The sequence below is a fragment of the Streptomyces sp. NPDC013457 genome, from assembly GCF_043089925.1.
Taxonomy (GTDB): Bacteria; Actinomycetota; Actinomycetes; order Streptomycetales; family Streptomycetaceae; genus Streptomyces.
This window is the reverse complement of sequence record NZ_JBICBL010000003.1, coordinates 168,737-194,928: the sequence shown is the minus strand read 5'-3', so window position 1 is coordinate 194,928 and position 26,192 is coordinate 168,737. Positions and strand designations below refer to the sequence as shown.

27 protein-coding genes are annotated in these 26,192 nt (G+C 72.9%); 17 read left to right on the top strand and 10 right to left on the bottom strand.

Annotation, left to right across the window (positions count from 1 at the left end; genetic code table 11):
* The first annotated feature begins 30 nt into the window (after positions 1-30).
* Positions 31-1,023 (top strand): helix-turn-helix transcriptional regulator, encoded by a 993-nt coding sequence (locus ACF1G2_RS09730; protein ID WP_391797766.1) that lies wholly within the window; start codon positions 31-33, stop codon positions 1,021-1,023.
* On the opposite strand, the gene ACF1G2_RS09725 is transcribed toward ACF1G2_RS09730, so the two are convergent.
* A complete protein-coding gene (locus ACF1G2_RS09725) occupies positions 1,014-1,931 on the bottom strand; it encodes an SDR family oxidoreductase (RefSeq protein WP_391797765.1) in 918 nt (305 codons plus the stop codon). The genes ACF1G2_RS09730 and ACF1G2_RS09725 overlap by 10 nt on opposite strands.
* Positions 1,932-2,030: 99 nt before the next feature.
* Between ACF1G2_RS09725 and ACF1G2_RS09720 the strand changes: the two genes are divergently transcribed.
* Positions 2,031-2,549 (top strand): DUF4240 domain-containing protein, encoded by a 519-nt coding sequence (locus ACF1G2_RS09720; RefSeq protein WP_391798128.1) that lies wholly within the window; start codon positions 2,031-2,033, stop codon positions 2,547-2,549.
* A gap of 103 nt (positions 2,550-2,652) precedes the next feature.
* Here the strand turns inward: ACF1G2_RS09720 and ACF1G2_RS09715 are convergent, their stop codons facing one another.
* Entirely contained in the window at positions 2,653-3,486 is an 834-nt protein-coding gene (locus tag ACF1G2_RS09715; RefSeq protein WP_391797764.1) for an SDR family NAD(P)-dependent oxidoreductase, read from the bottom strand.
* On the bottom strand, positions 3,486-4,271 hold the full coding sequence (locus ACF1G2_RS09710; protein WP_391797763.1) for an SDR family NAD(P)-dependent oxidoreductase: 786 nt from the start codon (positions 4,269-4,271) through the stop codon (positions 3,486-3,488). Before ACF1G2_RS09710 ends, ACF1G2_RS09715 begins: the two co-directional genes overlap by 1 nt.
* 120 nt (positions 4,272-4,391) lie before the next feature.
* On the opposite strand from ACF1G2_RS09710, the gene ACF1G2_RS09705 reads away from it, so the two are divergent.
* Positions 4,392-5,057 (top strand): TetR family transcriptional regulator, encoded by a 666-nt coding sequence (locus tag ACF1G2_RS09705; protein ID WP_391797762.1) that lies wholly within the window; start codon positions 4,392-4,394, stop codon positions 5,055-5,057.
* A gap of 11 nt (positions 5,058-5,068) precedes the next feature.
* Here ACF1G2_RS09705 and ACF1G2_RS09700 read toward each other — a convergent pair whose 3' ends face one another.
* Complete coding sequence (locus ACF1G2_RS09700; RefSeq protein WP_391797761.1) at positions 5,069-5,569, bottom strand: GNAT family N-acetyltransferase; 501 nt, start codon at positions 5,567-5,569, stop codon at positions 5,069-5,071.
* Between the two features lie 46 nt (positions 5,570-5,615).
* Between ACF1G2_RS09700 and ACF1G2_RS09695 the strand changes: the two genes are divergently transcribed.
* Together ACF1G2_RS09695 and ACF1G2_RS09690 are read left to right on the top strand one after the other, a co-directional pair.
* Positions 5,616-6,512, top strand: a complete 897-nt coding sequence (locus ACF1G2_RS09695) for a TIGR01777 family oxidoreductase (protein ID WP_391797760.1) — start codon at positions 5,616-5,618, stop codon at positions 6,510-6,512.
* A 164-nt stretch (positions 6,513-6,676) separates the two neighbouring features.
* On the top strand, positions 6,677-8,020 hold the full coding sequence (locus ACF1G2_RS09690; protein ID WP_391797759.1) for an NAD(P)/FAD-dependent oxidoreductase: 1,344 nt from the start codon (positions 6,677-6,679) through the stop codon (positions 8,018-8,020).
* A 30-nt stretch (positions 8,021-8,050) separates the two neighbouring features.
* Here the strand turns inward: ACF1G2_RS09690 and ACF1G2_RS09685 are convergent, their stop codons facing one another.
* Positions 8,051-9,529 carry a regulator gene (locus tag ACF1G2_RS09685; protein WP_391797758.1) on the bottom strand — a complete coding sequence of 493 codons (1,479 nt, stop codon included), beginning with the start codon at positions 9,527-9,529 and terminating at the stop codon, positions 8,051-8,053.
* 296 nt (positions 9,530-9,825) lie between these two features.
* Here ACF1G2_RS09685 and lipB point away from each other — a divergent pair, with 296 nt between their 5' ends.
* From lipB to ACF1G2_RS09665, 4 genes are all read left to right on the top strand, one after another.
* Complete coding sequence (lipB, locus tag ACF1G2_RS09680; protein WP_391797757.1) at positions 9,826-10,635, top strand: lipoyl(octanoyl) transferase LipB; 810 nt, start codon at positions 9,826-9,828, stop codon at positions 10,633-10,635.
* A gap of 116 nt (positions 10,636-10,751) precedes the next feature.
* Positions 10,752-11,720 (top strand): lipoyl synthase, encoded by a 969-nt coding sequence (gene lipA, locus ACF1G2_RS09675; RefSeq protein WP_391797756.1) that lies wholly within the window; start codon positions 10,752-10,754, stop codon positions 11,718-11,720.
* A 313-nt stretch (positions 11,721-12,033) separates the two neighbouring features.
* Positions 12,034-12,246 carry a hypothetical protein gene (locus ACF1G2_RS09670; RefSeq protein WP_391797755.1) on the top strand — a complete coding sequence of 71 codons (213 nt, stop codon included), beginning with the start codon at positions 12,034-12,036 and terminating at the stop codon, positions 12,244-12,246.
* A gap of 10 nt (positions 12,247-12,256) precedes the next feature.
* Positions 12,257-12,961 carry a DUF4191 domain-containing protein gene (locus tag ACF1G2_RS09665; protein WP_391797754.1) on the top strand — a complete coding sequence of 235 codons (705 nt, stop codon included), beginning with the start codon at positions 12,257-12,259 and terminating at the stop codon, positions 12,959-12,961.
* 120 nt (positions 12,962-13,081) lie between these two features.
* Here the strand turns inward: ACF1G2_RS09665 and ACF1G2_RS09660 are convergent, their stop codons facing one another.
* The gene (locus ACF1G2_RS09660) at positions 13,082-13,549 is read right to left on the bottom strand and encodes an RDD family protein (protein WP_391797753.1); all 468 of its coding nucleotides are present in this window, start codon (positions 13,547-13,549) and stop codon (positions 13,082-13,084) included.
* A gap of 221 nt (positions 13,550-13,770) precedes the next feature.
* On the opposite strand from ACF1G2_RS09660, the gene glnA reads away from it, so the two are divergent.
* The gene (gene glnA, locus ACF1G2_RS09655; protein WP_391797752.1) at positions 13,771-15,180 is read left to right on the top strand and encodes a type I glutamate--ammonia ligase; all 1,410 of its coding nucleotides are present in this window, start codon (positions 13,771-13,773) and stop codon (positions 15,178-15,180) included.
* 120 nt (positions 15,181-15,300) lie between these two features.
* Here the strand turns inward: glnA and ACF1G2_RS09650 are convergent, their stop codons facing one another.
* Positions 15,301-15,564 (bottom strand): hypothetical protein, encoded by a 264-nt coding sequence (locus tag ACF1G2_RS09650; RefSeq protein WP_352191430.1) that lies wholly within the window; start codon positions 15,562-15,564, stop codon positions 15,301-15,303.
* 160 nt (positions 15,565-15,724) lie between these two features.
* Between ACF1G2_RS09650 and ACF1G2_RS09645 the strand changes: the two genes are divergently transcribed.
* The 3 genes from ACF1G2_RS09645 to ACF1G2_RS09635 all read left to right on the top strand — a co-directional run bounded on the left by ACF1G2_RS09645 (position 15,725) and on the right by ACF1G2_RS09635 (position 18,267).
* On the top strand, positions 15,725-16,084 hold the full coding sequence (locus ACF1G2_RS09645; protein ID WP_391797751.1) for an arsenate reductase family protein: 360 nt from the start codon (positions 15,725-15,727) through the stop codon (positions 16,082-16,084).
* A 74-nt stretch (positions 16,085-16,158) separates the two neighbouring features.
* Positions 16,159-17,547: a Mucin-2 gene (locus ACF1G2_RS09640; RefSeq protein WP_391797750.1), complete on the top strand. Its 1,389-nt coding sequence runs from the start codon at positions 16,159-16,161 to the stop codon at positions 17,545-17,547.
* A 72-nt stretch (positions 17,548-17,619) separates the two neighbouring features.
* A complete protein-coding gene (locus ACF1G2_RS09635) occupies positions 17,620-18,267 on the top strand; it encodes a hypothetical protein (protein ID WP_391797749.1) in 648 nt (215 codons plus the stop codon).
* 12 nt (positions 18,268-18,279) lie between these two features.
* Here the strand turns inward: ACF1G2_RS09635 and ACF1G2_RS09630 are convergent, their stop codons facing one another.
* Positions 18,280-19,200 (bottom strand): Gfo/Idh/MocA family protein, encoded by a 921-nt coding sequence (locus ACF1G2_RS09630; RefSeq protein WP_391797748.1) that lies wholly within the window; start codon positions 19,198-19,200, stop codon positions 18,280-18,282.
* Between the two features lie 192 nt (positions 19,201-19,392).
* On the opposite strand from ACF1G2_RS09630, the gene ACF1G2_RS09625 reads away from it, so the two are divergent.
* The 4 genes from ACF1G2_RS09625 to ACF1G2_RS09610 all read left to right on the top strand — a co-directional run bounded on the left by ACF1G2_RS09625 (position 19,393) and on the right by ACF1G2_RS09610 (position 24,091).
* Complete coding sequence (locus ACF1G2_RS09625; RefSeq protein ID WP_391797747.1) at positions 19,393-20,814, top strand: hypothetical protein; 1,422 nt, start codon at positions 19,393-19,395, stop codon at positions 20,812-20,814.
* Complete coding sequence (locus ACF1G2_RS09620) at positions 20,811-21,980, top strand: hypothetical protein (protein ID WP_391797746.1); 1,170 nt, start codon at positions 20,811-20,813, stop codon at positions 21,978-21,980. The genes ACF1G2_RS09625 and ACF1G2_RS09620 overlap by 4 nt, the downstream gene beginning before the upstream one ends.
* 162 nt (positions 21,981-22,142) lie before the next feature.
* Complete coding sequence (gene glnII, locus ACF1G2_RS09615) at positions 22,143-23,174, top strand: glutamine synthetase (RefSeq protein WP_391797745.1); 1,032 nt, start codon at positions 22,143-22,145, stop codon at positions 23,172-23,174.
* 338 nt (positions 23,175-23,512) lie between these two features.
* Complete coding sequence (locus ACF1G2_RS09610) at positions 23,513-24,091, top strand: winged helix-turn-helix domain-containing protein (RefSeq protein ID WP_391797744.1); 579 nt, start codon at positions 23,513-23,515, stop codon at positions 24,089-24,091.
* Here the strand turns inward: ACF1G2_RS09610 and ACF1G2_RS09605 are convergent, their stop codons facing one another.
* Together ACF1G2_RS09605 and ACF1G2_RS09600 are read right to left on the bottom strand one after the other, a co-directional pair.
* Positions 24,092-25,528, bottom strand: coding sequence for a PepSY-associated TM helix domain-containing protein (locus ACF1G2_RS09605; protein ID WP_391797743.1), 1,437 nt, complete (start codon positions 25,526-25,528; stop codon positions 24,092-24,094).
* A gap of 45 nt (positions 25,529-25,573) precedes the next feature.
* On the bottom strand, positions 25,574-26,161 hold the full coding sequence (locus ACF1G2_RS09600; RefSeq protein WP_391797742.1) for a hypothetical protein: 588 nt from the start codon (positions 26,159-26,161) through the stop codon (positions 25,574-25,576).
* Between the last annotated feature and the right edge of the window lie 31 nt (positions 26,162-26,192).

Here is a 26,192-nt window from a genome sequence, read left to right as displayed (position 1 = left end):
CTGTCGGTGCGTGCGCGCATGATGGGGGTCATGCGCGCAGCCCGGCTCATCAAGATGGTCCTTCTGCTCCAGTCCCGTCCGTCGATGACGGCGGCCGAACTGGCCGCGGAGCTGGAGGTGTCCGAACGGACCATCACCCGTGATGCCCTCGCCCTCTCGGAGGCGGGGGTTCCGGTGTATGCGGACCGGGGCAGGGCCGGCGGGTACCGGCTGATCGGCGGCTATCGCACGCGGCTCACGGGCCTCGCGCGCGGCGAGGCCGAGGCGCTGTTCCTGTCCGGACTGCCGGGCGCGCTGCGGGACATGGGCCTGGAGGACGCGGCGTCGGCGGCCCGGCTGAAGGTGTCCGCGGCGCTGCTGCCCTCGCTGCGCGACGCCCCGGACTCGGCTGCGCAGCGCTTTCTGCTCGACGCCCCGGGCTGGTACCAGGAGCCGGAGACGCCGGAGCTGCTGCCCCCGATCGCGGAGGCGGTCTGGGACGACCGGCTCCTCTCGGCGCGCTACCGGCGCGGGGACGCCGAGGTGGAGCGCGAGCTGGCACCGTACGGGCTCGTCCTGAAGGCGGGCGTCTGGTACCTGTGCGCCCGCTCGGGTACGGCGTTCCGTACCTACCGGGTGGACCGTTTCGCGGCCGTGGCCCTCGGCGAGGAGCGGTTCGAGCGGGTCGAGGAGTTCGACCTGCCCGCGTTCTGGTCGGAGCGGGCCGCGGAGTTCGCCCGTTCGATCCTGCGCGCCGAGGTCGTCCTGCGGCTCTCGGAGGCGGGGGCGCGCCGGCTGCCGTACGTGACGGACCGCGCGGCGGCGGAGGAGGCGCTCGCGGCCGCCTCGACGGACGGCGGGGGCCGGCTGACGGCGACGCTCCGCGTGGAGAACGAGGAGGTCGCCTTCAGCCAGCTGCTGACCCTGGGCCCGGAGGTGGAGGTCCTGTCCCCCGCCCCGCTCCGCTCCCGCTTCACGGCCGCGGCGGAGGGCCTCTCCGCGCTGTACGGCCGGGAGGCCGGACGGCGCGGTGGTCAGCGGTAGTCGTCCACGGAGGGGGTGCCGGTCTCGCCTGCGAGCATGTAGCCCCAGGCGTCGGGCTGCGAGCCGTCCACGTCCGTGAAGCCGTACACCCGGGCCAGCTGACCGCTGGAGAGCGACTGGCCGTTCCAGCGGGCCCGGTCGGGGTCGGCCGCGAGGGCCACGACGGCGCGGCCGACGTACAGCGGGGACTCGGCGATCTCGAAGCCCGGGACCTTCTCGATCGCGTCCCTCCAGTTCTCCTCGGTCACGCCGAAGGCCGCCAGCATCTGTTCGGAACGCAGCCAGCCGGGCGTGAGGCAGACCGCGCTGGCACCGACGTCCTCCAGGTCGTGGGCGAGCGCGAACGCCATCCGGATCGGGGCGTTCTTCGTGAGGTCGTAGAAGAAGTTCTCGCGGAACCGCGTGTTCCATGCGGCGGTTCCGTCGGTCATCTCGACGACGAGTCCGCCCGGGTGGCGGATCAGCAGCGGTAGCGCGAGGCGGGAGGTGATCGCGTGCGTCCGCACACCGAGCTCCATCATGCGCAGCCCGTCGGTCAGATCGGTCTCCCAGATCTTCTTGCCGAACTTGAGCAGGTGTTCCCCGCCCCACACGTCGTTGACGAGGACGTCCAGCCGGCCGCGCTCCGCGTCGATCCGTTCGACGAGCGCCCGGACCTGGTCGATCTCCAGATGGTCGGTGGGAACGGCGACGCCCTCGCCGCCGGCCGCCGTCACCAGCTCGGCCGTCTGCTCGATGGTCTCGGTCGTACGGCCGACCTCGCTCACCCTGTCCCGGGTGGTGCGCCCGGTCACGTACACGGTGGCGCCCGCCGTGCCGAGCGCCACGGCGATGGCCCGTCCGGCGCCCCGTGTGGCGCCCGCGACCAGTGCGATCCTGCCGCTGAGCGGCTTCGTTTCGGTCTCCATGGAACGAGCGTGACAGGAAAGTGCGACACCCCCTGTCCGGTTTGATTTTGGCTGTTTCCGGGTGCGTCGCCCTTCCCCAAGGTCGATGCTTGGTCCGTGATGGACGAGACGGAGTTCTGGGAGATCATCGACTCCACCCGCGAGGCCGCCGAGGGCGACCCCGAGGAACACGCCGACCTGCTCGTCGAGCGGCTGCTGCAGCTCGACCCCGACTCCGTGCTCGACTTCGCCCGCCACTTCGAGGCCCGCTACAACCGCGCGTACCGCTGGGACCTCTGGGGCGCGGCGGCGGTGCTGCTCGACGGGGCGGGCGACGACGCCTTCGACTACTTCCGCTGCTGGCTCATCGGGCAGGGCCGGGAGGTCTTCGAGGGCGCGGTGCACGACCCGGACGCGCTCGCCGAGCTGCTCGACGAGTTCGACGAGGAGATCGACGGGGACGGCGAGGAGCTGGGGTTCGCGGCGGACGAGGCGTACGAGCAGCTCACCGGCGCGGAGGCACCGGACCTGGGGATTCCGCCGCAGCCCGCGGAGCCGGAGGGCCTCGCCTTCGACCTGGAGGACGACACGGCGCTCGCGGCACGCTATCCGCGCCTGTGGGAGCGGTTCGGCGCGTAGCCGGCCCGAGCGCTTCGGCGCGTAGCCGGCCCGGCCTCCCGTACCAGGAGGGTGGGGTACGGACCCGGGGGGGCCGTCCCCACCCCGGGTCTGTACCGGTCCGTCAGCCGAGCCGCAGCTCGGGGTCCACCTGACCGAGGATCATGTCCGTCCGCGCCGGCAGCGCCTCGTGGAGGGTGTCGGGCTGCGGGACCACCCAGTACTTGCCCTCCGCGACCTGCGCGAAGACCCGCTCCGCGTGTTCCTCGGGGGTCAGGCCGTGCTCGTCGCTCATGGCCTGGAGACGGTCGGAGAAACCGGTGACCTCGGGCGGCTCGGACGCCCCGGGGCGAGCCGCCCGGAAGATCTCGCTCCGCACGGCCCCGGGGGTCACCACGGAGACCTGGATCGGGGCGCCCTTCATCCGCATCTCGTAGTGCAGCGACTCGGTCAGGGCGAGCGTGCCGAACTTGGTGACGCTGTACGGGGCCATCAGGGGGCTGGGCAGCAGCCCGCCGATCGACGACACGTTCACCACCCAGGCCCGCTCGCCGCGCTCCAGCATGCGCGGCACGAAGGCGCGGATGCCGTTCACGTAGCCGCCGACGTTGACGCGGAGCATGGCGTCCCAGCGCTCGGCGGGGATCTCCCAGGAGTAGCCCATGGCCATGATCCCGGCGTTGTTGACCAGCAGGTCGACGGCGCCGAAGCGGCTGTACGCGCGGTCGGCGAGCGCCTCCACGGAGGACGGGTCGGCGACGTCGGTGACGACCGCCTCGGCCTGCGCCCCCGCCTCCCGCAGCTCGTCCGCGAAGGCGGTGAGACGGTCGGCGGCGATGTCGGCGAGCACGAGCCTCATGCCGAGGCCGGCGGCGTGCCGGGCGAGCCCGGCGCCGATCCCGGAGGAGGCGCCCGTGATCACCGCCGTACGGCCGCCGAAGACCGTGGCGGCGCTCATCAGAAGTGCGTCCCGCCGTCGACACGGACCTCGGTGCCGGTGATGAACTTCCCGTCGTCGGAGGCGAGCATCGCGACGACACCGGCCACGGTCTCGGGGCCGGCGAAGCCCTCGCCGATGGCCGGGGCGAGCTTGGCGAAGAGGGACCAGTCGGTGTCCTCGGGCAGGCCGGGGCCGGTGGACTGGCCGCTGGCGCCGGAGCCGTCGGTCATGCCGGAGGAGATGGAGCCGGGCTGCACGGCGGTGAAGCGGATGCCCTGCTTGGCGTACTCGGCGGCCAGTGCGTGGGTCATGGACTGGATGCCGCCCTTGCTGGCCGCGTAGGCGGCCATGTACGGGTGGGCGAACACCGCCGAGGTGGAGGAGAAGTTCACGACGGCGGAGCCGTTGCCCTCCAGGAGCGCCGGGACGGCCTCGCGGATCATCAGGAACGTGCCGGTCAGGTTGATCCGGACGACCTGCTCGAAGGCGTCGAGCGTCGTCTCGTGCGTGTGCGAGGAGCGCAGGATGCCGGCGGCGTTGACCAGCACGTCCAGGCCGCCGAGCGCCTCGACGGCGGCGGTGACACCGGCGCGTACCGAGGTCTCGTCGGCGATGTTCACGACGAGGGCGTTCAGCCGGTCGGCGTCGGCGCCGGCCTTGGCGACGGTGTCCTTGAGGCCGGCCTCGCTGATGTCGGCGGCGACGACGCTGCCGCCCTCGGCGAGCATGCGCAGCACGGTGGCCTGGCCGATGCCGGAGCCGCCACCGGTGACCAGTGCGCGGCGTCCTTCGTAGCGGTTCATGTCCTGTCCGACCTCTCGACGGCGATTCTCTCGGTGCAGGCACACCGTACGCCTGAGTGGCACGATTTGCCATACTTGCACGAAATGCATGGTCGGCAGGGGCGGCGTACTCTTCGTACGGTGAGCACCAAGCCCTCCTCGAAGCCCGGCTCCCTGACGGAGCGCCGCAAGGCGGCCACCCAGCTCGACATCGCGCGCGCCGCCGCCGAGCTCTTCACCGAACGCGGCCCCGACGGCACCACGGCCGAGGACATCGCCCTGCGCGCCGGGGTCGCGCTGCGCACCTTCTACCGGTACTTCCGCTCCAAGCAGGACGCGGTCGCCCCGCTCCTCGCGGGCGGCGCGGACCGCTGGCGGGAGTCGCTGGCGGCGGCGGAGCCGGGGTCGACGGTGCCGGCCGCCCTGGAGCGGTCGATCGCCGAGGCGCTCGCGGCCGCCGACGAGGAGGCGGCCGAGGGGCTGCGCTGGACGCGCGGGCTGCTGAGGGCGGCCGCGGAGGACGCGGCGCTGCGGGCCGTCTGGTACCGGGTGAACCAGGAGTCGGAGGAGAAGCTGCTCACGGTGGTGGCGGAGCTGGCCGGCCCGGGCGCCGACCCGCTGGAGGTACGGCTCGCGGCGGCGGCGGCCACGGACGCGATCCGGGTCGCCCTGGAAGCCTGGGCGGAGACGGACGCGCCCGTCCGCGGCAAGGGCGCGCCGGCCGAGCTCGCGGTGCGCTGCCTGCGGGAACTGATGGGCGGGATGGGCCCGTTGACGCCGGCCGTGGCCGCGCGCACGGACGCCTAGGGACGGTCTTCCTACGGCGCGACCGAGCGGCCCATCAGGACGTCGTCGACGTACGCGCCGTCCAGGAAGAACTCGCCGGGCAGGACGCCCTCCACCACGAAGCCCTCGGAGGCGTAGAGCGCGCGGGCGGGCTTGTTGTGGCCGAGGACGCGCAGGGTGATCCGTGTGCAGCCCTGGCGCCTGGTCTCGTCGAATGCGGCGCGCAGCAGCGCGCGGGCCACGCCCCGGCCGCGGGCGCTCTCGGCGACGGCGAGTCCCTGGATCTGGCGGACGTGCGCGTTGCAGGCGAGCGGGGTGGGCGGCACGAGCCGCAGGTAGCCGACGACGTCCGGCCCGCGCTGCGCGACCAGGAAGTCCTCGGGCCGGTGCCGGTCGTCGAAGAAGGGCGCGTACGGGGGCTCGGGCGGCGGGAGCACGGCGTGCAGTGGCGACCAGGTCGCGCGGTCCAGCTCCGCCAGCGCGTCCCCGTCGGCGGCGAGGGCCTGTCGTATGTGCGTCTCCGGCGCGATCATGTGCGCCACTGTGCCACGTCCGGGCCGGGGAGGGCAGGATGTCCCCATGCAACGCTCGCGTATCGCCGTCACCGGCGCCTCCGGACTCATCGGCACGGCCCTGGTGCGCTCGCTGCGCGCCGACGGCCACCACGTCAGCCGTCTGGTGCGGCGGCCCGCCCGGACCGCGGACGAGATCGAGTGGGACCCGGCGCGGCTGTACGTCGACACCGCGGGGCTCGTCGGGGTCGACGCGGTCGTGCACCTGGCGGGCGCGGGCGTCGGCGAGCGCCGCTGGAGCGAGGCGTACAAGAAGGAGATCCGCGACAGCCGCGTGCTCGGTACGCGCGCGATCGCGGAGGCCCTCGCCTCGCTGGCCGACCCGCCGAAGGTCCTGGTGTGCGGCACGGCGCTCGGCTACTACGGCGACACGGGCTCGCGCGCGGTGGACGAGAGCGCGCCCGCGGGCGAGGGGTTCCTGCCCTCGGTCTGCGTGGAGTGGGAGGCGGCGGCGGCCCCCGCCGAGGAGGCCGGCATCCGGGTCGTCTACGCCCGCACCGGTCTCGTCGTGGCCGCGGAGGGCGGGGCGTGGGGCCGGCTCTTCCCGGTCTTCCGCGCCGGGGTCGGCGGGCGGATGGGCGACGGCCGGCAGTACTGGAGCTTCATCTCGCTGCACGACGAGGTGGCCGCCCTGCGGCACCTGGTCGACACCGACTCCCTGGCGGGGCCGGTGAACCTGACCGCCCCCGAGCCGGTGACCAACCGGGAGGTGACGGCGGCGATGGGCCGGGTCCTGCGGCGCCCGACGCTCTTCACGGTCCCGGCGCCGGCGCTGCGCCTGGCGCTCGGGGAGTTCGCGGTGGATGTGCTGGGCAGTCAGCGCGTGCTGCCGAGCCGCCTGTTGGAGTCGGGGTTCGATTTCGCCTTCCCGACGATCGACGAGTCGATCCGCGCGGCGGCCTGACACCGCACGGTGCGACCCCGTGCTGCGTGCACCCCCGCGCGCGCCGCTGGCGCGGGCCCGGGCGAAGGCCCAGGCTGGCATGCCCTGAATGCGAATGCGGGCATTCCGGGGGCCGGTTGGGGGCATAGGCCTCCCACCAGCCGCGCCGACCTGGGGAGGGGCACGTGCTCAGTACCGCACGCCACAAGGACGTCGCCACGGACGTCGTCATCGTCGGGGCCGGGATCGCGGGGCTCGCGGCCGCCCACCGGCTGACCAGCGCCGGGCTCGGCGTCACGGTCCTGGAGGCCGGTCCACGGGTCGGCGGCCGGATGGCCACCGACGACATGGAGGGCTTCCGCCTCGACCGGACCGGGCCGCTGCTCACGGCCTCGCATGCCGAACTGCTCAGGACACGGGGCCTGGAGGGGGTGGCGCTGCGACCGTTCGCGCCGGGGGCCCTGGTGCACAGCGACGGCCGGTACGCGAGGGTCGGAGAACCGTTCCCGCACCCGCGCCGGCGCTCCCCCCACACACCCTGGCGCGTGGGGGGAGCGTTCAGTGTGGCGCGCGCCCTCGCGAGCGCCCCCCGCAATCCGGCCGCCTCGCTGGACCAGGCGCGGCTCGGCGCCTCGCTGGCACGGCTCGCGGCGACGCCCGCGCAGCGCCTGCTGGCCCGGCCGGAGCGGACGGCCCGCGAGGCGCTGACGGCCCGGCTGCCTGCTCGCACGGTCCAGGCGGCCGTACGGCCCCTGATCGCGTCGCTGCTCGGCGATCCCGACCTGACCACGTCCAGTCGCCAGGCCGACCTGGCACTGCGCGCGTTCGCGCGCGGGCGGCTCTGCGTCCCGGAGGGCGGGGCCGGCTCGCTGCCCGAGCTGCTCGCCGCGTCGCTGCCGCCGGGGACGGTGCGCACGGGGGTCCGGGTCACGGACGTCGCGATCAACCGGGTCGAGACGGCGGAGCACGGGGTCTTCGGCTGCCGTTCGGTCCTGCTGGCCACGGGCGCGCGTACGGCGGCCGAGCTGCTGCCGGGGCTGCGCGTGCCACGCTTCCACGCGGTCACCGTGCTGCACCACACGGCCCCCGAGGCGCCCACCCCCGACCCGGTCCTGATCCTGGAGTCCGATCCGGGCGGCCCTGTCGCGCACACGGCCGTCATGAGCGCCGTCGATCCCACGAGGGCACCCGCGGGCCGCGTCCTGGTGTCCTCGACGATCCTCGGCACCCCGCCCGACGACGCGGAGCGCCGGGTCCGCAAGCACCTCGCGACCCTGTACGGGACGTCGACGGACGAGTGGGAGCTCCTCGCCCTGCACCACACCCCCGAGGCGATACCCGCGATGCCGCCGCCGCACGACGCCCGTCGCCCGGTCCGCCTGCTCGCCGGTCTCTACGTCTGCGGCGACCATCGGGACACGTCCACGCCCCAGGGGGCCCTGGCCTCCGCCCATCGCGCGGCGCACGCGCTCCTGACGGACCTCGGCATCCGTGTGCCCCAGGGCGCCCCGGCGGAGGCGGCGGCGTAGGAGGGCACGACCGGCAGGCGCGCGGGGGCGTCAGCCGATGGCCGCCACGCGGTCGCGGTAGGTACGGACCGCAGCCGCGTCGCGGTACGGCTCCAGTCGCCGTTCGAAGTCGCGGACGTACTCGAGCGCGCGGGCCGAACGCATCTCGGAGGCCTGCTGCGCCGCCTCCGCGCCCAGGGCGCAGGCCTGGTCCAGTTCGCCGAGGCCGAGACGGGCGGAGGCGAGGACCACCCGGCAGAAGAGGCGGCTGCGCGCGAAGCCCGGGGCGCGGAGCTGGAGGGAGCGTTCGGCGTGCTGCGCCGCGGCCCGGTACTGCTGGAGGTCGCGGTGGCAGTGCCCGAACTCGTCGGAGAGCTGCGCCTCGTCGAAGGGACGCGCCCAGTACGGCACGTCGTCCCCGGGCCTGGCCGTCTCCAGCGCCCGCTCGGCCCTGGCCAGCGCGGCGCCGCACGCCCGGGCCTCACCGAGCACCCCGTGCCCGCGCGCCTCCACGGAGTGGAGCAGGGCCTGGACGACGGGCGGCGCGGCGGAGCCGACGCCCTGCTGGGCGACCCGGGCCAGCTGCACGGCCTCGCGCCCGTGGCCGAGGTAGACGGCCTGCCGGCTCATGGTGATCAGGACGTACGAGCCGTAGGCCCGGTCCCCCGCCGCCTGCGCGAGCCGCAGCGCCTGGACGAAGTACCGCTGGGCGAGGCCGTGCGCCGCGATGTCGTACGAGGTCCAGCCCGCCAGTCTCGTCAGATCGGCCGCCGCGGCGAACAGGCGGCGGCCGACGGTCTCCCCGTAGACACCGCGCAGCATCGGCTCGGCCTCGTGCTCGAGGTAGCGGACGAGTGCCTGGCGGGCGTGGCCGCCGCCGTACGCGTGGTCGAGGGTGCGGAAGAGCTCACCGACCGAGCGCAGCGCGGCGACGTCGCCGCTGGAGACCCGCTGCCCGGGTCCCCGGTCCGTACCGCGCTGCCGGGGCACCGAGATCCTGCCCTGCTGCGGCACCCGGGGGTCCTGTCCGAGCCGGCCGTCCGCGCCGAGCCGCCCGCTCGGCGCGGCGCTCTCGCTCCGCGCCACCCGGTCGTCGGCGCGGCCGATCAGCCAGTCGCGGCTGGGGACGACGAGCCCCGCCGGGGTGAAGGCGATCTTGCGCAGCTCCGCGTGGCTCCCGGAGTCCTTCCTCCACAGCCCGCTGACGATGTCGACGGCCTCGTCGGGTGTCGCCGCGAACTCGAGACCGGCGTACACGGGGGCGCAGGCGTCCAGACCGAGGTCCTGCGCGGAGAGGCGGCGGCCCAGGCGCCGGGTGAAGACCTCGGCGATCAGGGCGGGCGTGGTGCCGCGCGGCTGCTGACCACGCAGCCAGCGGGTCACGGAGGTCTTGTCGTACCGCAGGTCGAGTCCGTGCTCCAGGCCGAGCTGGTCCACCCGTCTCGCCAGGCCCGCGTTGGAGAATCCGGCCTCGGCGATGAGCGCGGCGAGCCGGCGGTTCGGGATGCGCTGCGGGGGTCGTTCCGTCATCAGCTGTGCGGTCTCCTGCCTTCCGGGCCCAGGTGGAAGCCCGTGCGGCCCCTCATGGAACGGCGTGAATTTAGCGGCCCTCACCGCCTGTACCGCCTCCTTCGCCCCACATTCATCCGATCGTGTGAGGATTGGGGCCGTCGCTGACGGAGGGGTCCCCGCGCGGGGGCCGTCGCACCTGCCGGACCGGTCTCTCGGGTGCCGCCGTACAGTGGCATGGGCGCGAATGACGCATGGTGCCGAGCCGACCCGGGGCGATCCCCGGACCCGGCCACGCACCAGGAGGAGGCACTGCCGTGAGTGAGCTGCGATTCGTCCGTCTGGGCTTCGGCGACGACGCCGTCGAGTACCAGGTGGCCTGGGACAAGCAGCGCGAGGTGCACGCCGCCCGGTTCGCCGACGAGATCGCCGACACCTGTCTGCTCCTGGAGCACCCGCCCGTGTACACGGCGGGCCGGCGTACGGAGGAGAGCGAGCGCCCCCTGGACGGGACGCCGGTCGTGGACGTGGACCGCGGCGGAAAGATCACCTGGCACGGCCCCGGTCAGCTCGTCGGCTACCCGATCATGAAGCTGCCCCGCCCGGTCGACGTCGTCGCGCACGTGCGCCGCCTGGAGGAGGCGCTGATCCGCACGGCCGCCGAGTTCGGCGTGGAGACCACCCGGATCGAGGGCCGCAGCGGCGTCTGGGTCCTCGGCGACCCGGTGGAGCGGCGTCCGGCGCTCGGCGGGCTCTCGCTGGACTTCGACCCGCGGCTGAGCGATCCGGAGTTCGACCCGCGGCTCAACGGCCCGGAGTACGCCCCGTCCAACGCCGGCCAGCGCCGCGAGGACCGCAAGCTGGCCGCGATCGGCATCCGGGTCGCCAAGGGCGTCACCATGCACGGCTTCGCCCTGAACGTGAACCCGGACAACGCCTGGTTCGACCGGATCATCCCCTGCGGGATCCGGGACGCGGGCGTGGCCTCGCTCGCGAGCGAGCTGGGCCGGGACGTCACGATCGAGGAGGTCCTGCCGGTGGTCGAGAAGCACCTGCGCGCCGTCCTGGAGAACGCGGAGCTGAAGCCGCGCCCGGTCGAGCGCGAGACGGCCGCCACCTCCGCGTAGGGAATCGCGGGGAATGCCGGGCTCTGGCCACAGGTTGCCCAGGCGTAAACAAAACCGTACGAACAACGGGCGTACCCTGGTGTGCGCCGAAGAATCGAAGCTACAGGGAGCCGGTCGTGTCCGCAGTCGCACCCGACGGACGCAAGATGCTGCGCCTGGAGGTCCGTAACGCCCAGACCCCCATCGAGCGCAAGCCCGAGTGGATCAAGACCCGGGCGAAGATGGGTCCCGAGTACACGAAGATGCAGGGGCTCGTGAAGAGCGAGGGCCTGCACACGGTCTGCCAGGAGGCGGGCTGTCCCAACATCTTCGAATGCTGGGAGGACCGCGAGGCCACCTTCCTCATCGGCGGTGACCAGTGCACGCGGCGCTGCGACTTCTGCCAGATCGACACGGGCAAGCCCGAGGCGCTGGACCGTGACGAGCCCCGTCGCGTCGGTGAGTCGGTCGTCACGATGGACCTGAACTACGCCACCATCACCGGCGTCGCGCGCGACGACCTGGAGGACGGCGGCGCCTGGCTGTACGCGGAGACCGTGCGCCAGATCCACGAGCAGACGGCGGGCCGCGCCGACGGCCGTACGAAGGTCGAGCTGCTGGCCCCCGACTTCAACGCGGTGCCGGAGCTCCTGGCGGAGGTCTTCGCCTCCCGCCCCGAGGTCTTCGCGCACAACGTGGAGACGGTGCCGCGGATCTTCAAGCGGATCCGTCCCGGCTTCCGGTACGAGCGTTCGCTGGACGTCATCACCCGGGCCCGGGACTACGGTCTGGTCACGAAGTCGAACCTGATCCTCGGCATGGGCGAGACCCGCGAGGAGATCAGCGAGGCGCTCCAGCAGCTGCACGCGGCGGGTTGCGAGCTCATCACGATCACGCAGTACCTGCGCCCCTCCGTGCGGCACCACCCGGTGGAGCGCTGGGTGAAGCCGCAGGAGTTCGTGGAGCTGAAGGAGGAGGCCGACGAGATCGGCTTCTCCGGCGTGATGTCGGGCCCGCTGGTCCGTTCCTCCTACCGCGCGGGCCGGCTGTACCAGCAGGCGATCGAGAAGCGCGGCGCCGTGGACAACGCCACGCAGGCCGTCTGAGGCGTCATCGCCCGGCAGGCGCGTGATCGGCGTACGACCGTGTGAATTCACGCACAAGTAGTTACCGGCCGGTAGTGGCCGGATCCGGCGCGACCCGTACACCCCCGCAGGTCAGAGGGGAGTGCGGGTCGCGTCGGCGTCTGCGGATGCGTACAGATGGCCGCATCAACGTTTCATCAGTGTTTGACCACCGGGTCACGCACTGGTAACACCAGTCTGTGAGCCTGGCTTCACTCACCGCCACAGCGTCGTGAGCGCCGCACTCGCTCCACCCCCCACCTCGTCTCATCCACGCTTGAGGGAGGACCCCCGCATGCAGGCCGCGACACACGTCCGTGCCACCGCCATCCCGTCCGTCACCGACGCCCTGAGGGCCGTCGAGGCCCTGCTGCTCGCCGGCGGGCAGCGGACGGCCCGCCGGAACGCCTGGAACTCGGTCCTGGAGGACCGCCGCCGGGCCAAGGACCGGGTCGAGGCCCAGCATGTGATGGAGGCCGTGGCTGGCCGCGCTTCCCGGGCCACGTAAACTTCAGGACATGGCGAGGAAGGCAAACACGGGCAGCGGTGACGCTGCGAACCAGGGGCGACTGAAGCAGATCGCCCTCACGTACAAGATGACCCGAAAGGCTGACCCCAAGGTCGGGCTTGTCGTCGCGGGCGTGGGCATCGTCGTACTCGGTGTCCTCCTCGCGATCGGCTTCCTGATCGGGCACCCGGTCTACCTGGGCATCCTGGGCTTCATCCTGGCGCTGCTCGCGATGGCGATCGTCTTCGGACGACGTGCCGAGCGCGCCGCCTTCGGGCAGATGGAGGGCCAGCCGGGTGCGGCGGCCGCGGTGCTGGACAACATCGGGCGCGGCTGGACGACGACCCCGGCGGTCGCGATGAACAAGAGCCAGGACGTCGTGCACCGCGCGGTCGGCCGGGCGGGCATCGTGCTGGTGGCCGAGGGCAACCCGAACCGGGTGAAGCCCCTGCTGGCGGCCGAGAAGAAGAAGATGGCCCGCATCGTCGTGGACGTGCCGGTGACCGACATCGTCGTCGGCAACGGCGAGGGCCAGGTGCCGCTGAAGAAGGTCCGCACGACCATGCTGAAGCTGCCCCGGGTGCTCTCCGGCCCCCAGGTGACGGTGGCCAACGACCGGCTGCGGGCCATGGGCGACCTGATGAGCAACATGCCGCTGCCGAAGGGCCCGATGCCGAAGGGCATGCGGATGCCGCGCGGCGGAAAGATGCGCTGACCGACGGAGGTCCCACCACCTCCACGACGAAGGGCGCCCCCGGAACCGGTCGGTTCCGGGGGCGCCCTTCGTCGTACGGGGTGTCCGTGGTGGTGCGGGGTGTCCGTCGTCGCGGGTGGATCAGATCCGGACCTGTACGGCGCCGGAGAGGCGGTCATGGAGGCCCCGGCCGTCGCGGTCCCAGATCAGGGCCGGGATCGCGAGGCAGACGAGGATGCTGCGGACCACGACCCGGACGAGGCCGAGCCGGCCACCGTTCACCGAGGCGACCCGGAGGCCGAAGAGCCGCTTGCCGGGGGTGGAGCCGACGGTTCCGACCGTCAGCACGCTCAGGACGAGGAGGATGACCAGCGCCCAGTTGCCGGTCGCCTGGCTGTAGCCGTCGGTGACCAGGCCGTATGCGATCACCATGCAGAGGGCCCAGTCGACTGCGAGGGCGCCGATCCGGCGGCCCGGGCGGGCGATCGAACCGGGGCCCTCCTCGGGGAGCCCGAGCTGCTGACCGCGGTAGCCGAAGTCGACACCTGCGTCCTCGGCCGCCGCGCGGGGGCCGGACAGCCATGATCCGAGTGCTTGCCTGTTGTCCACCCGACAACGGTACTGCGCCCGTTTTTGATCACTTCGGCCCGGGTCGCCGAGGGGCGCCGGGAAGCGGAGGGACACCCGGGCCGGTTAACTTGGGTGAAACAAATGGGTCATGCTTGAGAAATCCCGTCTGCCTATGGTCGGGTCCAGCGTGTGCCCCCGCACTGGCCGCACGACCGAGCTGCAACCCCGCCCCTCCCCGGGCCGGGAGTAGGAGGAGTTGGATGTTCCAGAACGCCGACGAGGCCAAGAAGTTCATCAAGGACAACGACGTCAAGATGGTCGACGTCCGTTTCTGTGACCTTCCGGGAGTGATGCAGCACTTCACGATCCCGGCGACGGCGTTCGACCCGTCCGAGGAGCTCGCCTTCGACGGCTCGTCGATCCGCGGTTTCCAGGCCATCCACGAGTCCGACATGGCGCTCCGCGCCGACCTGACGACGGCGCGCCTGGACCCCTTCCGCCGCGACAAGACGCTGAACATCAACTTCTTCATCCACGACCCGATCACGGGCGAGCAGTACAGCCGTGACCCGCGGAACATCGCGAAGAAGGCCGAGGCGTACCTCGCCTCCACCGGCATCGCCGACACCGCGTACTTCGGCCCCGAGGCCGAGTTCTACGTCTTCGACTCGGTGCGCTTCAACACCACCGCCAACGAGGGCTTCTACCACATCGACTCCGAGGCCGGCGCCTGGAACACGGGTGCGGTCGAGGACAACCGCGGTTACAAGGTCCGCTACAAGGGCGGCTACTTCCCGGCCCCGCCGGTCGACCACTTCGCCGACCTGCGCGCGGAGATCTCCCTGGAGCTGGAGAACGTCGGCCTCCAGGTCGAGCGCCAGCACCACGAGGTCGGCACCGCCGGCCAGGCCGAGATCAACTACAAGTTCAACACGCTGCTTGCCGCGGCCGACGACCTGATGCTCTTCAAGTACATCGTGAAGAACGTCGCCTGGCGCAACGGCAAGACCGCGACCTTCATGCCGAAGCCGATCTTCGGCGACAACGGCTCGGGCATGCACGTCCACCAGTCGCTCTGGTCGAACGGCGACCCGCTCTTCTACGACGAGCAGGGCTACGCGGGCCTGTCGGACACCGCCCGCTACTACATCGGCGGCATCCTGAAGCACGCCCCGTCGCTGCTGGCGTTCACCAACCCGACGGTGAACTCGTACCACCGCCTGGTGCCCGGCTTCGAGGCCCCGGTCAACATGGTCTACTCGCAGCGCAACCGCTCCGCGGCCATGCGTATCCCGATCACGGGCTCGAACCCGAAGGCCAAGCGCGTCGAGTTCCGCGCGCCGGACCCGTCCTCGAACCCGTACCTCGCCTTCTCGGCGCTGCTGCTCGCGGGCCTCGACGGCATCAAGAACAAGATCGAGCCGGCCGAGCCGATCGACAAGGACCTGTACGAGCTGGCTCCCGAGGAGCACGCCAACGTCCAGCAGGTCCCGACCTCCCTCCCGGCGGTCCTGGACGCCCTCGAGGCGGACAACGAGTACCTGCAGGCCGGCGGTGTCTTCACCTCCGACCTCATCGAGACCTGGATCGACTACAAGCGCACGAACGAGATCGCGCCGATCCAGCTGCGCCCGCACCCGCACGAGTTCGAGCTCTACTTCGACCTCTAGACCGCGGAACGGTCGAGCGGTCGAGCGGTCGACCGGCGCTGAACGACAGTGAGGGCCGCCACCCCGGATTCCGGGGTGGCGGCCCTCGTCTCTGTCCGGGAGCGGGGCGGTGGGCCGGGGTCAGCGGCCGTAGCGGATCAGGGCGCGGACCATGTGGCAGGTGGTGTCCGAGGGCGGGTGGATGCCGAGCAGCTCGGCCGTGGTGCGTATCTTCGCGTTGCCCGCCTTCGCGGGGTCGTGCACACCCGCGTCGAGGAGGACGATCGCGAGGCGCATGGCCTTCAGGCGGCGGTTGTGCGTGATGTACCACTCGCGGGGGCGGCCCGCGGGGAGCGGCTGCTTCCGAAGGGGCTTCCAGGGTTCGAGGGACGGCTTCCGGATCATGGCTGTGGCCACGGGCGACCTCCTGGCGAACGGTGGGTGCGGGCCCTCCCCGGGACCCTCACCTTCACCTACGATTTTACTGCCCCCCACTGACAATCGCCCCTGGCCAGAGGGGGTTTGGGGGGTGGTGGGAGGAGGCCGGGGGGGTACCGTGGGGCGCATGGAGATCTGGATCAATCCCGCCTGTTCCAAGTGCCGCAGCGCGATCGGCCTGCTCGACGCGGAGGGCGCCGACTACACCGTGCGCCGCTACCTGGAGGACGTGCCGGGCCCGGACGAGATCCGGGCCGTCCTGGAGCGGCTGGGCCTCGAACCGTGGGACATCACGCGGACCGGGGAGGCCGTGGCCAAGGAGCTGGAGCTGAAGGACTGGCCCCGGGACGAGGCGAACCGGGACCGCTGGGTCGAGGCCCTCGCGGCGCACCCCAGGCTCATCCAGCGCCCGATCATCACCGCGGAGGACGGCACGGCGGTGGTGGGCCGCACCGAGGAGGCCGTACGGGACGCCATGTCCCGCTGAAACGTCACGGCTCCGCGCCGCCGTACGGGAGATCATGGTGGCGAAAGGGCCGGGACCACACGGGGGTAGGGATCATGGTCGCGCACCACGCGTCCGCGCTGGACGGAGTCGCCCGCAATCCGGCGCTGCCGACCCCGCTGCTGCTGCGTCTGATCGCCTTCTACGGCGGCGCCGACAGCCCGTCCCTCGCCGTCCAGCGGGCCGGGCTCCCCGAGGCGGCCGTCGCGGCGATCCTGGCGCATCCGGACCCGCGGGCCCGCGTGGCGTTCGCGATGAGCCCGCGGGCGGAGCCCGGGCAGCGGGCACGGCTCGCGGAGGACCCGTCGCCCCAGGCACGGACCGCTCTCGCGTACGGGCCCGAGTGGCCGCCCCCGCGTACGACGGTCGCACCGCTGCCGGACGCCGTGTGCGCCCGACTGCTCGACGACCCCGAACCCTCCGTCCGGGCAGCCCTGCTGGACTCGCCGCATCTCGCACCGTCCTTCGTCGCCTCGCTCGCCACGCACCGCGATCCGGCGGCGCGGCATCTCGCGGTGAGCGCCTGGGACGTCCTGCCGCCGGGCGGGCGGTCGGCGCTGGCCTCCGACCCCGATCCCGAGGTGCGCCGCGCCGCCGCGCTGTGGGAGTGCCGGCGGGACGCCCGTCTCACCGCCGAACTCCTCGCCGATCCGAAGGCCGCCGCCGAGGTGACGCGGCGCGGACTCCTCGACCGCGCCGACGCCGAGCGGTGCGTCGACGAGCGCACGCACCTCGCCGCCCTCGCCGCGAACCCGTCGCTGCCAGCCGACCTCGTGGAGCGGCTCGCCGTCGATCCCGACGAGGACGTCCGGCTCGCGGTCTCGCTCAGGCCGGAACTGTCCGAGACGCGGCGCACGGCGATCGACTTCACGGTGGCCGAGTTCGACCGCAGCGACGTGGACTGGGTACGGGACGGGCTCGCCGACCCCGACGTGCTGCGCCGCGCCGCGACGTCGGCCCACGCGCTGCTCCGGCGCGCCGCCGCCACCAGCCCCCACCTGCCGCCCGACCTTCTGCGCCTCCTGGCCCGCGACGAGGACCCGATCGTGGAGAACCACCTGGGCATCCACCACCCCGACACCCCGGAGGAGGTCCTGATGCGGGTGTTCGCACGGCTCGGCGGGACGTTCTCCGCCTGGATGGCGGAGACTCACCCCCGCTTCCCCCGCGACGGCCTCGCCGCGCGCTTCGCGGACCACCCCGACGGCAACTACCGCCGCCTCGCCGTCCGGGATCCGGCCGCGACACCCGCCCTGATCGAGCGGCTCAGCCACGACCCGGCGGTCTGGACGCGCCAGGCGGCGTCCGGTGACCCTCGCCTTCCGCTTCCCCGGCTCCGCGAGGCGCTCCGTGTCCCTGAGCTGGCCTCCAGCGCCGGAGCCAACCCCGCGCTCCCCGAGTCCGAGATGGCCGCGGTTCTGGAGCGGGCCGGCGTTCCCGGCTGAGCGTTGAGCAGAACCGGTCCGCTCCTCGTATCTGACGCCACAGGAACCGACAGGAAACGAACGGAGCCTCACGTGTCACGCAGGAAAACGCTCAGCCGGAAGAAGAAGGTCGCGCTGATCGCCGGTGCCCTCGTGCTCGCCGGGGGGACGGCGGTGGTGCTGACCGGGACGAGTCAGGCGTCCGTGGCCTGCGACGGCCTGAACACGGCGCTTGCGAACAACGAGCGGTTCATCGCGGACCAGCGTGCCAACCCGGACGCTCAGTCGCAGGCGCGGATCGCCAACCGGGAAGCGGTGATCGCCCAGATCCGGCTCCAGCAGGCGGCTTCGGGGTGCGGGGGTGATACCGGGGCGGCCGCCCCCGCCGCCCCGGCCCCCGCGCAACTGGCACCAACCCAGGCGCAGCCCGCCCCGCCTGCGCAGCCCGCCGAGCCCGCCCCGCCCGCGGGTGGCGGCGAAGGCGGCGGCTCCGGGGATGTCGTCTGCGCCGGATCGACCGTCACGCTCTCCGGCGAGGCCGGTGCCCCCGCCGCGTCCAGCAACCAGTTCCCGCTCGGCACGCGCCTGAAGGTGACCAACCTCGACAACGCCAAGTCGACCACCGTCGAGGTCACCTCCACCTCCGGCAGCTGTGTCCTGCTCAACGACGCGGCCTTCGAGCAGGTCCGTGAGCCCGGCAAGTTCCTGATCCGCAAGGCCCGGATCGAGCGCGTGGGCTGAGGTGGCCGGCCGTCAGGCGGCGGGCTCCCTCCCCGGGCCCGCCGCCTGCTCGGCGAGCGAGAGGATCTCCGTGATCCGCGCGCCGAAACGGGCGTCGCAGGCGTGCGGTACCCCCGTCCTGGCCGACTCCAGGAGGGCGTCCACCGCCCGGCCGAAGGCCTCCGTTGCGCCGTCCCACGCCGGCAGCGCCGCCCGGCCCCGCTTCCCGTGCAGCGTGAGCGCGGCCTCCGCCGCCTCCGGCGGGGCGGAGAGGGTCAGCGTCGCCGTGCTGGTCGCCCCCGACGTGTGACGCAGGACCAGGTGGTGCGTGTCCGCGGGGCCCCGTACGCCCGTCACGTCGGTGACGTCGCCCAGCACCGGGAGGTACACGGAGAGCACGTGCGGGCCGACGTCCCACAGACCGCCCTTCTCACGCCGCCACGGCGAGGCCGCGTACGCGCTCTGCGATCCCGGGCCGTACAGCGAGCCCAGCCAGTGCGCCTCGCCGAGGAACCAGCCACCCGCGGCGGCCTGTTCGTCGATCCAGCGGGCCGTGGGCCCGGCGAAGCGGAGCGTGCAGAAGACCACGGACGCGACCTCCGCCAGCTCGGACACCTCGGCGACCTCACGGGCGGCCTCGACCGTCGTGGCCACCGGCTTGTCCAGGAGCAGGTGGCAGCCCATGGCGGCGGCCCGGAGGGCGAGCGGGGCCTGGACGTCCGGGGGAAGGGCGAAGGCCACGGCGTCGCTCGCCTCGAGGAGGTCCTCGACGTCGTCGTACGCGGTCGTGCCGAAGGCGGTGGCCAGTTCGGCGGCCGCCTCGGGCCGTCTGCCCCACACCCCGACGAACTCGACGCCGTCGTGCGCGGCGAGCGCGGGCGCGTGGGTCCGCGCGGCCCAGGGGCCGGTGCCGAGCAGTCCGATACGGGCCTTCGTGCCCAGGTGCGTGGTCATGCCCCCAGTCTGCCGGTCGGCACCGACACCGGCCCCGCAAATCCACTGGCGGCCCTCCCCTCCCCCGGTGTTACGTTGCCTCCGCCGGCCGCGGGACTCCGGTGCGACTTCCGGGACCTGCCTCTGAAGCAACGTTTTCGCTGTTCGCGCCCCCATTCCCCGGCCGGCACCCAGGCCACCGCGAGGGAACCCATGACCACGCCGACCGATACGGTCTCCGACCTCATCGCCGCCGAGGACGTCCTGCTCTTCGTCAACGCGGCCGTCACCGCCACCGGCCAGCGGGAGTTCCGCTCCTCCGCCGGGGAACAGCGGCTCTCGCTCGCCTTTCTGCACGAGTACGTCCGGGTCAACTACCGGCCCGTGTACGCCGCCGCGCTCGCGCTCGACATCAACGACCACAACGCGGCGACGATCGTCGAGCAGCTGCTGCGCACCGCCGACGAGGCCGGCGGCGCGGACGGGAAGCGCGCGGAGGGGCGGCTGATCGCCGCCCGGCTCGCGCGCATGCCCCCGCAGCGGGTCTACCGGCTCTTCCGCGCCCTGCGCGCCGCCAAGGTCAACAACCGGCGTACCCGCGCGATCATCCGGGACTGGCTGGCCGGCCGCGCCGATCTCGGCCACGACGCCGTGAAGTACCGCGCCGGGCTGAAGGCCGTCGCCCGCCACGCCCATCTGCCGCTCGCCGCGGCCGAGTCGGGGGACTTCCTCTTCGCGCCCGGCCGCCGGGCCCGCTACGAGCACCCGTACCTGGACGCCTACCGCCGTGCGCGCTACGAGCAGGCCGCCCTCTACGAGCTGCCGTTCACCGTCGCCGAGGGGTTCGCGGCGAAGCACGGCGTACCGCGCGCGGTGTTCCTGGAGCGGATCGCTCCCCGGATGACCCGTCTGGAGCGGCTGCGGGCGGAGCGCGCGAGCGATCTGGCCGTGATGCCCCTGACGCGGCTCGCGCTCTACGTCCTCTCCCTCCCCTTCGGGGAGAGGGTGGAGCGGCGCGCCGAGCTGACGGCCGCGCTGCGGGCGGCCGCGCTCCGCGTCGCGGGGCCGTACGCCGGGACCTGGGGCCGGGTCGCGGCGGTCCTCGACGACAGCTACTCCGCCTCCGGTTCGTCCGTGAAGCGGCGCCGCCCGCTGGCGGTCGCCCTCGGCTGCCACTTCCTCCTCGACGCGCTGGCCGCGCCGGGGGCGTACGCGGCGCACTGGACGTCGGGCGCCACCGATCCGCTGCTCGTCCGGCCCTGGGGGCCGACCCCGCTCGGGACACGGATCCTGGACGCCCTGGAGGGCCCCGCCCCCGACCGGCTGGTGGTCGTCTCGGACGGCTGGGACAACGCTCCGCCCGGCCTCGCGGGCGAGGTGCTCCGCGTCTGGCGGACGCGCCTCGACCCGGAGCGGCGGACGAGCGCGGTCCATGTGAACCCCGTATACGACGCGGCCGGTTTCGACGTGCGCCGGCTCGCGCCGAGCGTGCCGACCGCGGGGATCAGGGACGCCGAGGATCTGGCGGCGCTGGTGGAGATCGCCCAGTTCGCCGAGGGGCGGACGGGGCTGGCGGAGCTGCGGGCCTATCTCGACCGCAGGGTGGAACTGTTTCTGCGGGAGGCGGTCCGATGACCCGGATCGATCTGACCGGTCTCGACGTGCGGCCGGCCCAGGTGTGGGGCGGTGTCCGGCTCGTGCCGCTGGTGCGGGCCGAGCCGGTGGAGGGGCTGCGGCTCCACCGTGAGGTGTACGGGGCGGGTGGAGCGGTCGACCTCGGAGACCGTACGACCTACACCTCGTACATCCCGCACGGCTTCGTCGCGGACTGGTCCGGGGACGAGCGGGAGTCGGCCGCGTACGGCACCCGGCTCGGGGACGACGCGGCCGGCGGGGCGGGCCGGGACGTCGTTCCGGTGCGCCGTCACCACCGGCTCGCCAAGCGCCGGCGCGCCGACGGGCGGGCGGAGAAGCGGCTGCGCTTCCTGCCTCTGCATCTCGCCCTGGAGGGATATCTGGCCCTCCACTTCGGCGGCCCGTCAGTCGTCTGGGACGAGTGGTCCCAGCAGGCGGTACGCCAGGGTCTGTCGCCGCGCACCGAGGCGGCGTACGCGGGGTGGAGCGTCCCGGGGCTGGCGGAGGCGCTGCGGGTCTTCGAGATCCACCCGGGGCAGTGCGGAGTCATGCTGTACGTCGCCGACTCCCTGGCCGCCGCCTTCGTCGTCCCCCACCCCGAGGACTATCGCGTCCTCCACCCGACCCTGATCGAGGACCTGTACGGGGAGCTGATCCACCAGTACGCGTGCTACGGCGCCCCGGTACCGGAGTTCACGGCGCGCATCCGGGACGAGGGGGGCTCGGTCCGTACGCTCGCGGATCTGCGGGCGGCGGCCCGGGCGCAGGAGCGGTCCTGGGCGGAGGCCCACGACGGGCTGATGGCACGGGATCTGCAGGAGACGCCGTATGCCTTCGAGCGCGTGTACCGGATGGGCTCGTACGATCTGTACCGATTCCTTCCACCCTTCCTGCGGGCGGGTGAGGAACAGCACATCGGCGAACTGATCGCCGACCGCAAGGGCCGGACGCTCTACCTGAAGACCTTCCGCCTCTCCGCGAGCCAGATCCGACGGGGCCATCTGCTCCGGTGCCTGGCGGACGCCGACTGGCACCTGGGCCGTACGGCGGAGGCGCTGGGCACGACGTACACCGAGCTCGTACGGCGCGTCCGGGCCGCAGGACTCGGCTCGCTCCTCGACGCCCATGTCGTCGCACGGCGGCTCCGCGAAGATCGGGAAAGCTGAGTAACACGGGGTTCACAAACGGGCAACGGGCGGGAAATCCCGTGTTGCGAAGCTGCGCGCAGACACACCACGCAGCTCTCGCAGCGTCGCGAGCCGCAGCACCCCCCACGCCCGGCGGCGCGGGGGGAACCCCAGCAGCAGCACGCCAAAGGATTGAGACCCGTGACCTTCAAGGCTGAGTACATCTGGATCGACGGCACCGAGCCGACCGCGAAGCTTCGCTCCAAGACGAAGATCCTTCCGGGCACGGGCGCCACCCTGGAGGAGCTGCCGATCTGGGGCTTCGACGGATCCAGCACGAACCAGGCCAAGGGCCACGCCTCGGACCGTGTCCTCAAGCCGGTCTTCGTCTGCCCGGACCCGATCCGCGGCGGTGCCGACATCCTCGTGATGTGCGAGGTCCTCAACACGGACATGACGCCGCACGAGTCCAACACGCGTGCCGCGCTGGCCGAGGTCTACGCGAAGTACGCCGGCCAGGAGCCGATCTTCGGCATCGAGCAGGAGTACACGTTCTTCGACGGCGAGCGCCCGCTCGGCTTCCCGGTCGGCGGCTTCCCGGCCCCGCAGGGCGGCTACTACTGCGGTGTCGGCGCCGACGAGATCTTCGGCCGTGACATCGTCGAGGCGCACCTGGAGAACTGCCTGCAGGCGGGTCTGGGCATCTCCGGCATCAACGCCGAGGTCATGCCGGGCCAGTGGGAGTTCCAGGTCGGCCCGCTGGCGCCGCTGGAGGTCGCGGACCAGCTGTGGGTGGCGCGCTGGCTGCTCTACCGCACGGCCGAGGACTTCAAGGTCTCGGCGACGCTGGACCCGAAGCCGGTGAAGGGCGACTGGAACGGCGCGGGCGCGCACACCAACTTCTCGACGAAGGCGATGCGCGAGGGCTACGACGCGATCATCACCGCGTGCGAGTCCCTGGGCGAGGGCTCGAAGCCGCTCGACCACGTCAAGAACTACGGCGCCGGCATCGACGACCGCCTGACGGGCCTGCACGAGACCGCCCCGTGGGACAAGTACTCCTACGGCGTCTCGGACCGCGGCGCCTCGGTCCGCATCCCGTGGCAGGTCGAGCAGGACCAGAAGGGCTACATCGAGGACCGTCGCCCGAACGCGAACGTGGACCCGTACACGGTGACCCGCCTGCTGGTGGACACCTGCTGCGAGGCCCTGGAGAAGGCCGGCCAGGTCTGATCCACCCCGCTCACCCCGAAGGGGCGCCCGCCGACGACCGGCGGGCGCCCCTTCGGCGTTGCCGGGCAGGTGGACCGGGGCACGGGGGTCGTCCTGCCTATTCCCGAGTAGTACACTAGGGATATGGCCCTCACTCAGAACGGATCCGCGACAGGTCGCACCGACCTCGAGCCGTTCTGGCCTTCCCGGCAGCACCATGACTTCGACCGGTGCTGTCGGCGCGTGAAGAACGCGTCGGCCCTCTAACGCCCGACCGGTACAAGACCGGTTCCGTGGCCTTCGGCCGGTGCGCGAACGACGTCGTACGTCTCCGACTCGCGCGAAAGAGCTGAGCTTTCATGGCCCACACCCAGACCGGTACCGCGTCCCTGACCGCCGTCCGTTCCCACCGCCCGCGACTTCGGGCCGTCGATCCCGACGAGGTCGTCGACCTCGCGCGGGTCGCGGACTTCCTGCCGCCCGGCGCCACGCTGCTGCCCGCACCGCCGCACGCGCTGCCCACGCTGCCCGGACGGCCGCCGATGGTCGGCTACCTCGTGCTGGTGCCCGTCGACCAGCAGCAGCCGTCCGCAGTCGGTCCCGTGGCCACGCCCGGCACCGCCGCCGCCCCCGCCACCGGCCTCGCGGCCGGGGACCCGGGGCCCGTGGAGATCGACGGCGACCGGCGCATCGCGATCGTGGACGGGCAGCCGCTGGATCTCACGTACCTGGAGTTCGAGCTGCTCGCCCACCTCGTCGCCCACCCCCACCGCGTCCACACCCGCGACCAGTTGGTCACGACGGTCTGGGGGTACGGGCATGTGGGTGACGGGCGGACGGTCGACGTGCACGTGGCGCGCCTGCGCCGCAAGCTGGGCGCCGAGCACCGCCACACGATCCAGACCGTGCGGCGGGTCGGCTACAAGTACACGCCCTGATCAGGCCGTTCGGGATCCCCGGGACCTCGCCCGCACCCTGGCCACCAGGCCGAGGGCGAGGTCCACGAGCAGGAACGTCACCAGGCTGACTCCCAGCATCGGGACGAACCAGCCCACGACCGCCGTCGCCGCGAGCAGCGGCAGCAGCATGGTCGGCGGGACCCTCCGCCAGGTGCCTCGCGCCACCGGCCGCCCGGGGCGGCGCAGCCACCACATCCGGTAGCCCCAGACGATCAGCAGGATGAGGGCGAGGGCGAGGGCGGCGAGCCCCAGCTGGTTGACCAGGCCGAAGGTCACACCCATGTGCATGTCGATGCCGAAGCGGGTCAGCTGGGCGAGCACCGGGTAGTCGGCGAAGCGCAGCTCGTCCATGACCGTGCCGTCGGCCGGGTCCACCGCCACCGAGTCCAGGTGGACCGGGAACTGCGTGTCGGTCTCCTTGACGACGTAGCCCGTGCCCTCGGCGGGCAGGACGACCGACATCCTGCCCTCGATGCCCTTCGCGCGGGCCGCCTCGACCACCGCGTCGATGCCGACGTCCGGGCCCTCGGCGGCCGGGGCCTCGTGGCCGGAGCCGTGGCCCGCGTGCTCCGACGAGCCGCCGGCGGCGGCGCCTTCGAGGGTCGCGGAGACGGTCGGGGTCGCCCCGCCGAGCTGGTCCTGGACCGCGCCGATGTGCTCACCCGCGTACCGCGACCAGGTCAGGCCGGTGGCGGAGAGCGCGACGAGACCGGCCACCGCCCACAGGCCGACCGTGCCGTGCCAGGACAGCGTGCGGCGGCGGGACTTCGGGCCGCGCTCGGGGACGAAGAGGGCCCGGCGGTTCTTCCTGCGGCGGCCGATCCAGAGCAGCAGGCCGCCGAGGGCTATCACCCACAGCCAGCTGGCGGCCAGCTCGCTGTAGTTGCGGCCGAGGTCGCCCAGGTGCAGATCGCGGTGGAGTCCGTCGATCCAGGTGCGCAGCGGAAGCGCGCCGGAGCTGCCGTAGCTGGGGAGCTGTCCCCGCACCTCGGCGGTGTAGGGGTCGACGAAGACGGCGAGGGACGTGCCCTCCTCGACGTCGGGGTCGGCCATGAGGACACGGGTGGTGGCCCCGTCCTCGGCGGAGGGCCAGACGGCCGTGACGGTGCCGTTGGGGTTCACCTTGGTGGCGGCGTGGACCTGCTGCGAGAGCGGCAGGACCTTGTCCCCGACGGGGACTTCCAGCTCGTGCGCGTAGACGATCTTCTCGGCCTGGAATGAGAGCGCGTAGAGCAGGCCGCTGGCGGCGGCGATCAGCAGGAAGGGGGCGATGAGGACGCCGGCGTAGAAGTGCAGGCGGAGGACGAGGGGGCGCAGGGCGTTCCAGGTCCCCTTCGGGCCGCCGCCCGCGGCGGCCGGGTCGGGCGTGGAGGGCGCCTCGGCGGTGTCCGGGCGTGCGGGATCGTCGATGGTCATGACTGTCCTAGGAGTCGGTGTCGACAGGGGGATTCGGCCCCCGGGTCAGACGTGGACTCCGAGGGCTGTGGCGCGGGGTACGGACAGCCGGGGCGGGCCGCGCCTGGAGAGGGTGTGCGCGAGGACGACGCCGTGCAGCCGTCGGGTGTGCGGACGCGGGCGTACGGGGTGCGGGAGTTCGGGTACGCGGACGACGGCGAGCAGCAGCCGCAGCGGTGTGAAGGCGAGCGCTCCGACGGTCCGGCCGAGCGCGAAGAGCGCGGCCTCGCCCCTGGCCAGCCAGAGGCCGCAGACGAGGGCGGCGAGGGTGTGGGCGGCGAGCATGCCGGCGGAGGAGTGGCCGGTGGCGCCCTCCATGACGGAGGCCATCGCCGACATCGTCGCCGGGTCCATCGCCAAGTGCCCCATGGCCGCGTGGTCGGCCGTCGCCATGGAGTCCATCGCCGCGTGGTCCACGGCGCCGCCGTGCCCCTCGCCCGCCGAGAAGATCAGGTGCAGGCCCGCCTGTACGGCCGCGAGTCCCCCGGCGATCGCGAACGCGCCGCGGCGACGGCCGCCCGCCAGCCAGGCGAGAGCGCCCGTGACGGCGAAGGCCGAGTACAGCGAACCCGGAGGGAGTGAGTGTGCAGACATGGACGAATGCCCCACAGCGGCCAACGTCACG

Coding starts and splice junctions, on each gene's coding strand:
- ACF1G2_RS09730 (WP_391797766.1), top strand. CDS start 31: ATGCGCGCAGCCCGGCTCATCAAGATGGTCCTTCTGCTCCAGTCCCGT.
- ACF1G2_RS09725 (WP_391797765.1), bottom strand. CDS start 1,931: ATGGAGACCGAAACGAAGCCGCTCAGCGGCAGGATCGCACTGGTCGCG.
- ACF1G2_RS09720 (WP_391798128.1), top strand. CDS start 2,031: ATGGACGAGACGGAGTTCTGGGAGATCATCGACTCCACCCGCGAGGCC.
- ACF1G2_RS09715 (WP_391797764.1), bottom strand. CDS start 3,486: ATGAGCGCCGCCACGGTCTTCGGCGGCCGTACGGCGGTGATCACGGGC.
- ACF1G2_RS09710 (WP_391797763.1), bottom strand. CDS start 4,271: ATGAACCGCTACGAAGGACGCCGCGCACTGGTCACCGGTGGCGGCTCC.
- ACF1G2_RS09700 (WP_391797761.1), bottom strand. CDS start 5,569: ATGATCGCGCCGGAGACGCACATACGACAGGCCCTCGCCGCCGACGGG.
- ACF1G2_RS09695 (WP_391797760.1), top strand. CDS start 5,616: ATGCAACGCTCGCGTATCGCCGTCACCGGCGCCTCCGGACTCATCGGC.
- ACF1G2_RS09685 (WP_391797758.1), bottom strand. CDS start 9,529: ATGACGGAACGACCCCCGCAGCGCATCCCGAACCGCCGGCTCGCCGCG.
- ACF1G2_RS09670 (WP_391797755.1), top strand. CDS start 12,034: ATGCAGGCCGCGACACACGTCCGTGCCACCGCCATCCCGTCCGTCACC.
- ACF1G2_RS09665 (WP_391797754.1), top strand. CDS start 12,257: ATGGCGAGGAAGGCAAACACGGGCAGCGGTGACGCTGCGAACCAGGGG.
- glnA (WP_391797752.1), top strand. CDS start 13,771: ATGTTCCAGAACGCCGACGAGGCCAAGAAGTTCATCAAGGACAACGAC.
- ACF1G2_RS09650 (WP_352191430.1), bottom strand. CDS start 15,564: ATGATCCGGAAGCCGTCCCTCGAACCCTGGAAGCCCCTTCGGAAGCAG.
- ACF1G2_RS09645 (WP_391797751.1), top strand. CDS start 15,725: ATGGAGATCTGGATCAATCCCGCCTGTTCCAAGTGCCGCAGCGCGATC.
- ACF1G2_RS09640 (WP_391797750.1), top strand. CDS start 16,159: ATGGTCGCGCACCACGCGTCCGCGCTGGACGGAGTCGCCCGCAATCCG.
- ACF1G2_RS09630 (WP_391797748.1), bottom strand. CDS start 19,200: ATGACCACGCACCTGGGCACGAAGGCCCGTATCGGACTGCTCGGCACC.
- ACF1G2_RS09625 (WP_391797747.1), top strand. CDS start 19,393: ATGACCACGCCGACCGATACGGTCTCCGACCTCATCGCCGCCGAGGAC.
- ACF1G2_RS09620 (WP_391797746.1), top strand. CDS start 20,811: ATGACCCGGATCGATCTGACCGGTCTCGACGTGCGGCCGGCCCAGGTG.
- ACF1G2_RS09610 (WP_391797744.1), top strand. CDS start 23,513: ATGGCCCACACCCAGACCGGTACCGCGTCCCTGACCGCCGTCCGTTCC.
- ACF1G2_RS09605 (WP_391797743.1), bottom strand. CDS start 25,528: ATGACCATCGACGATCCCGCACGCCCGGACACCGCCGAGGCGCCCTCC.
- ACF1G2_RS09600 (WP_391797742.1), bottom strand. CDS start 26,161: ATGTCTGCACACTCACTCCCTCCGGGTTCGCTGTACTCGGCCTTCGCC.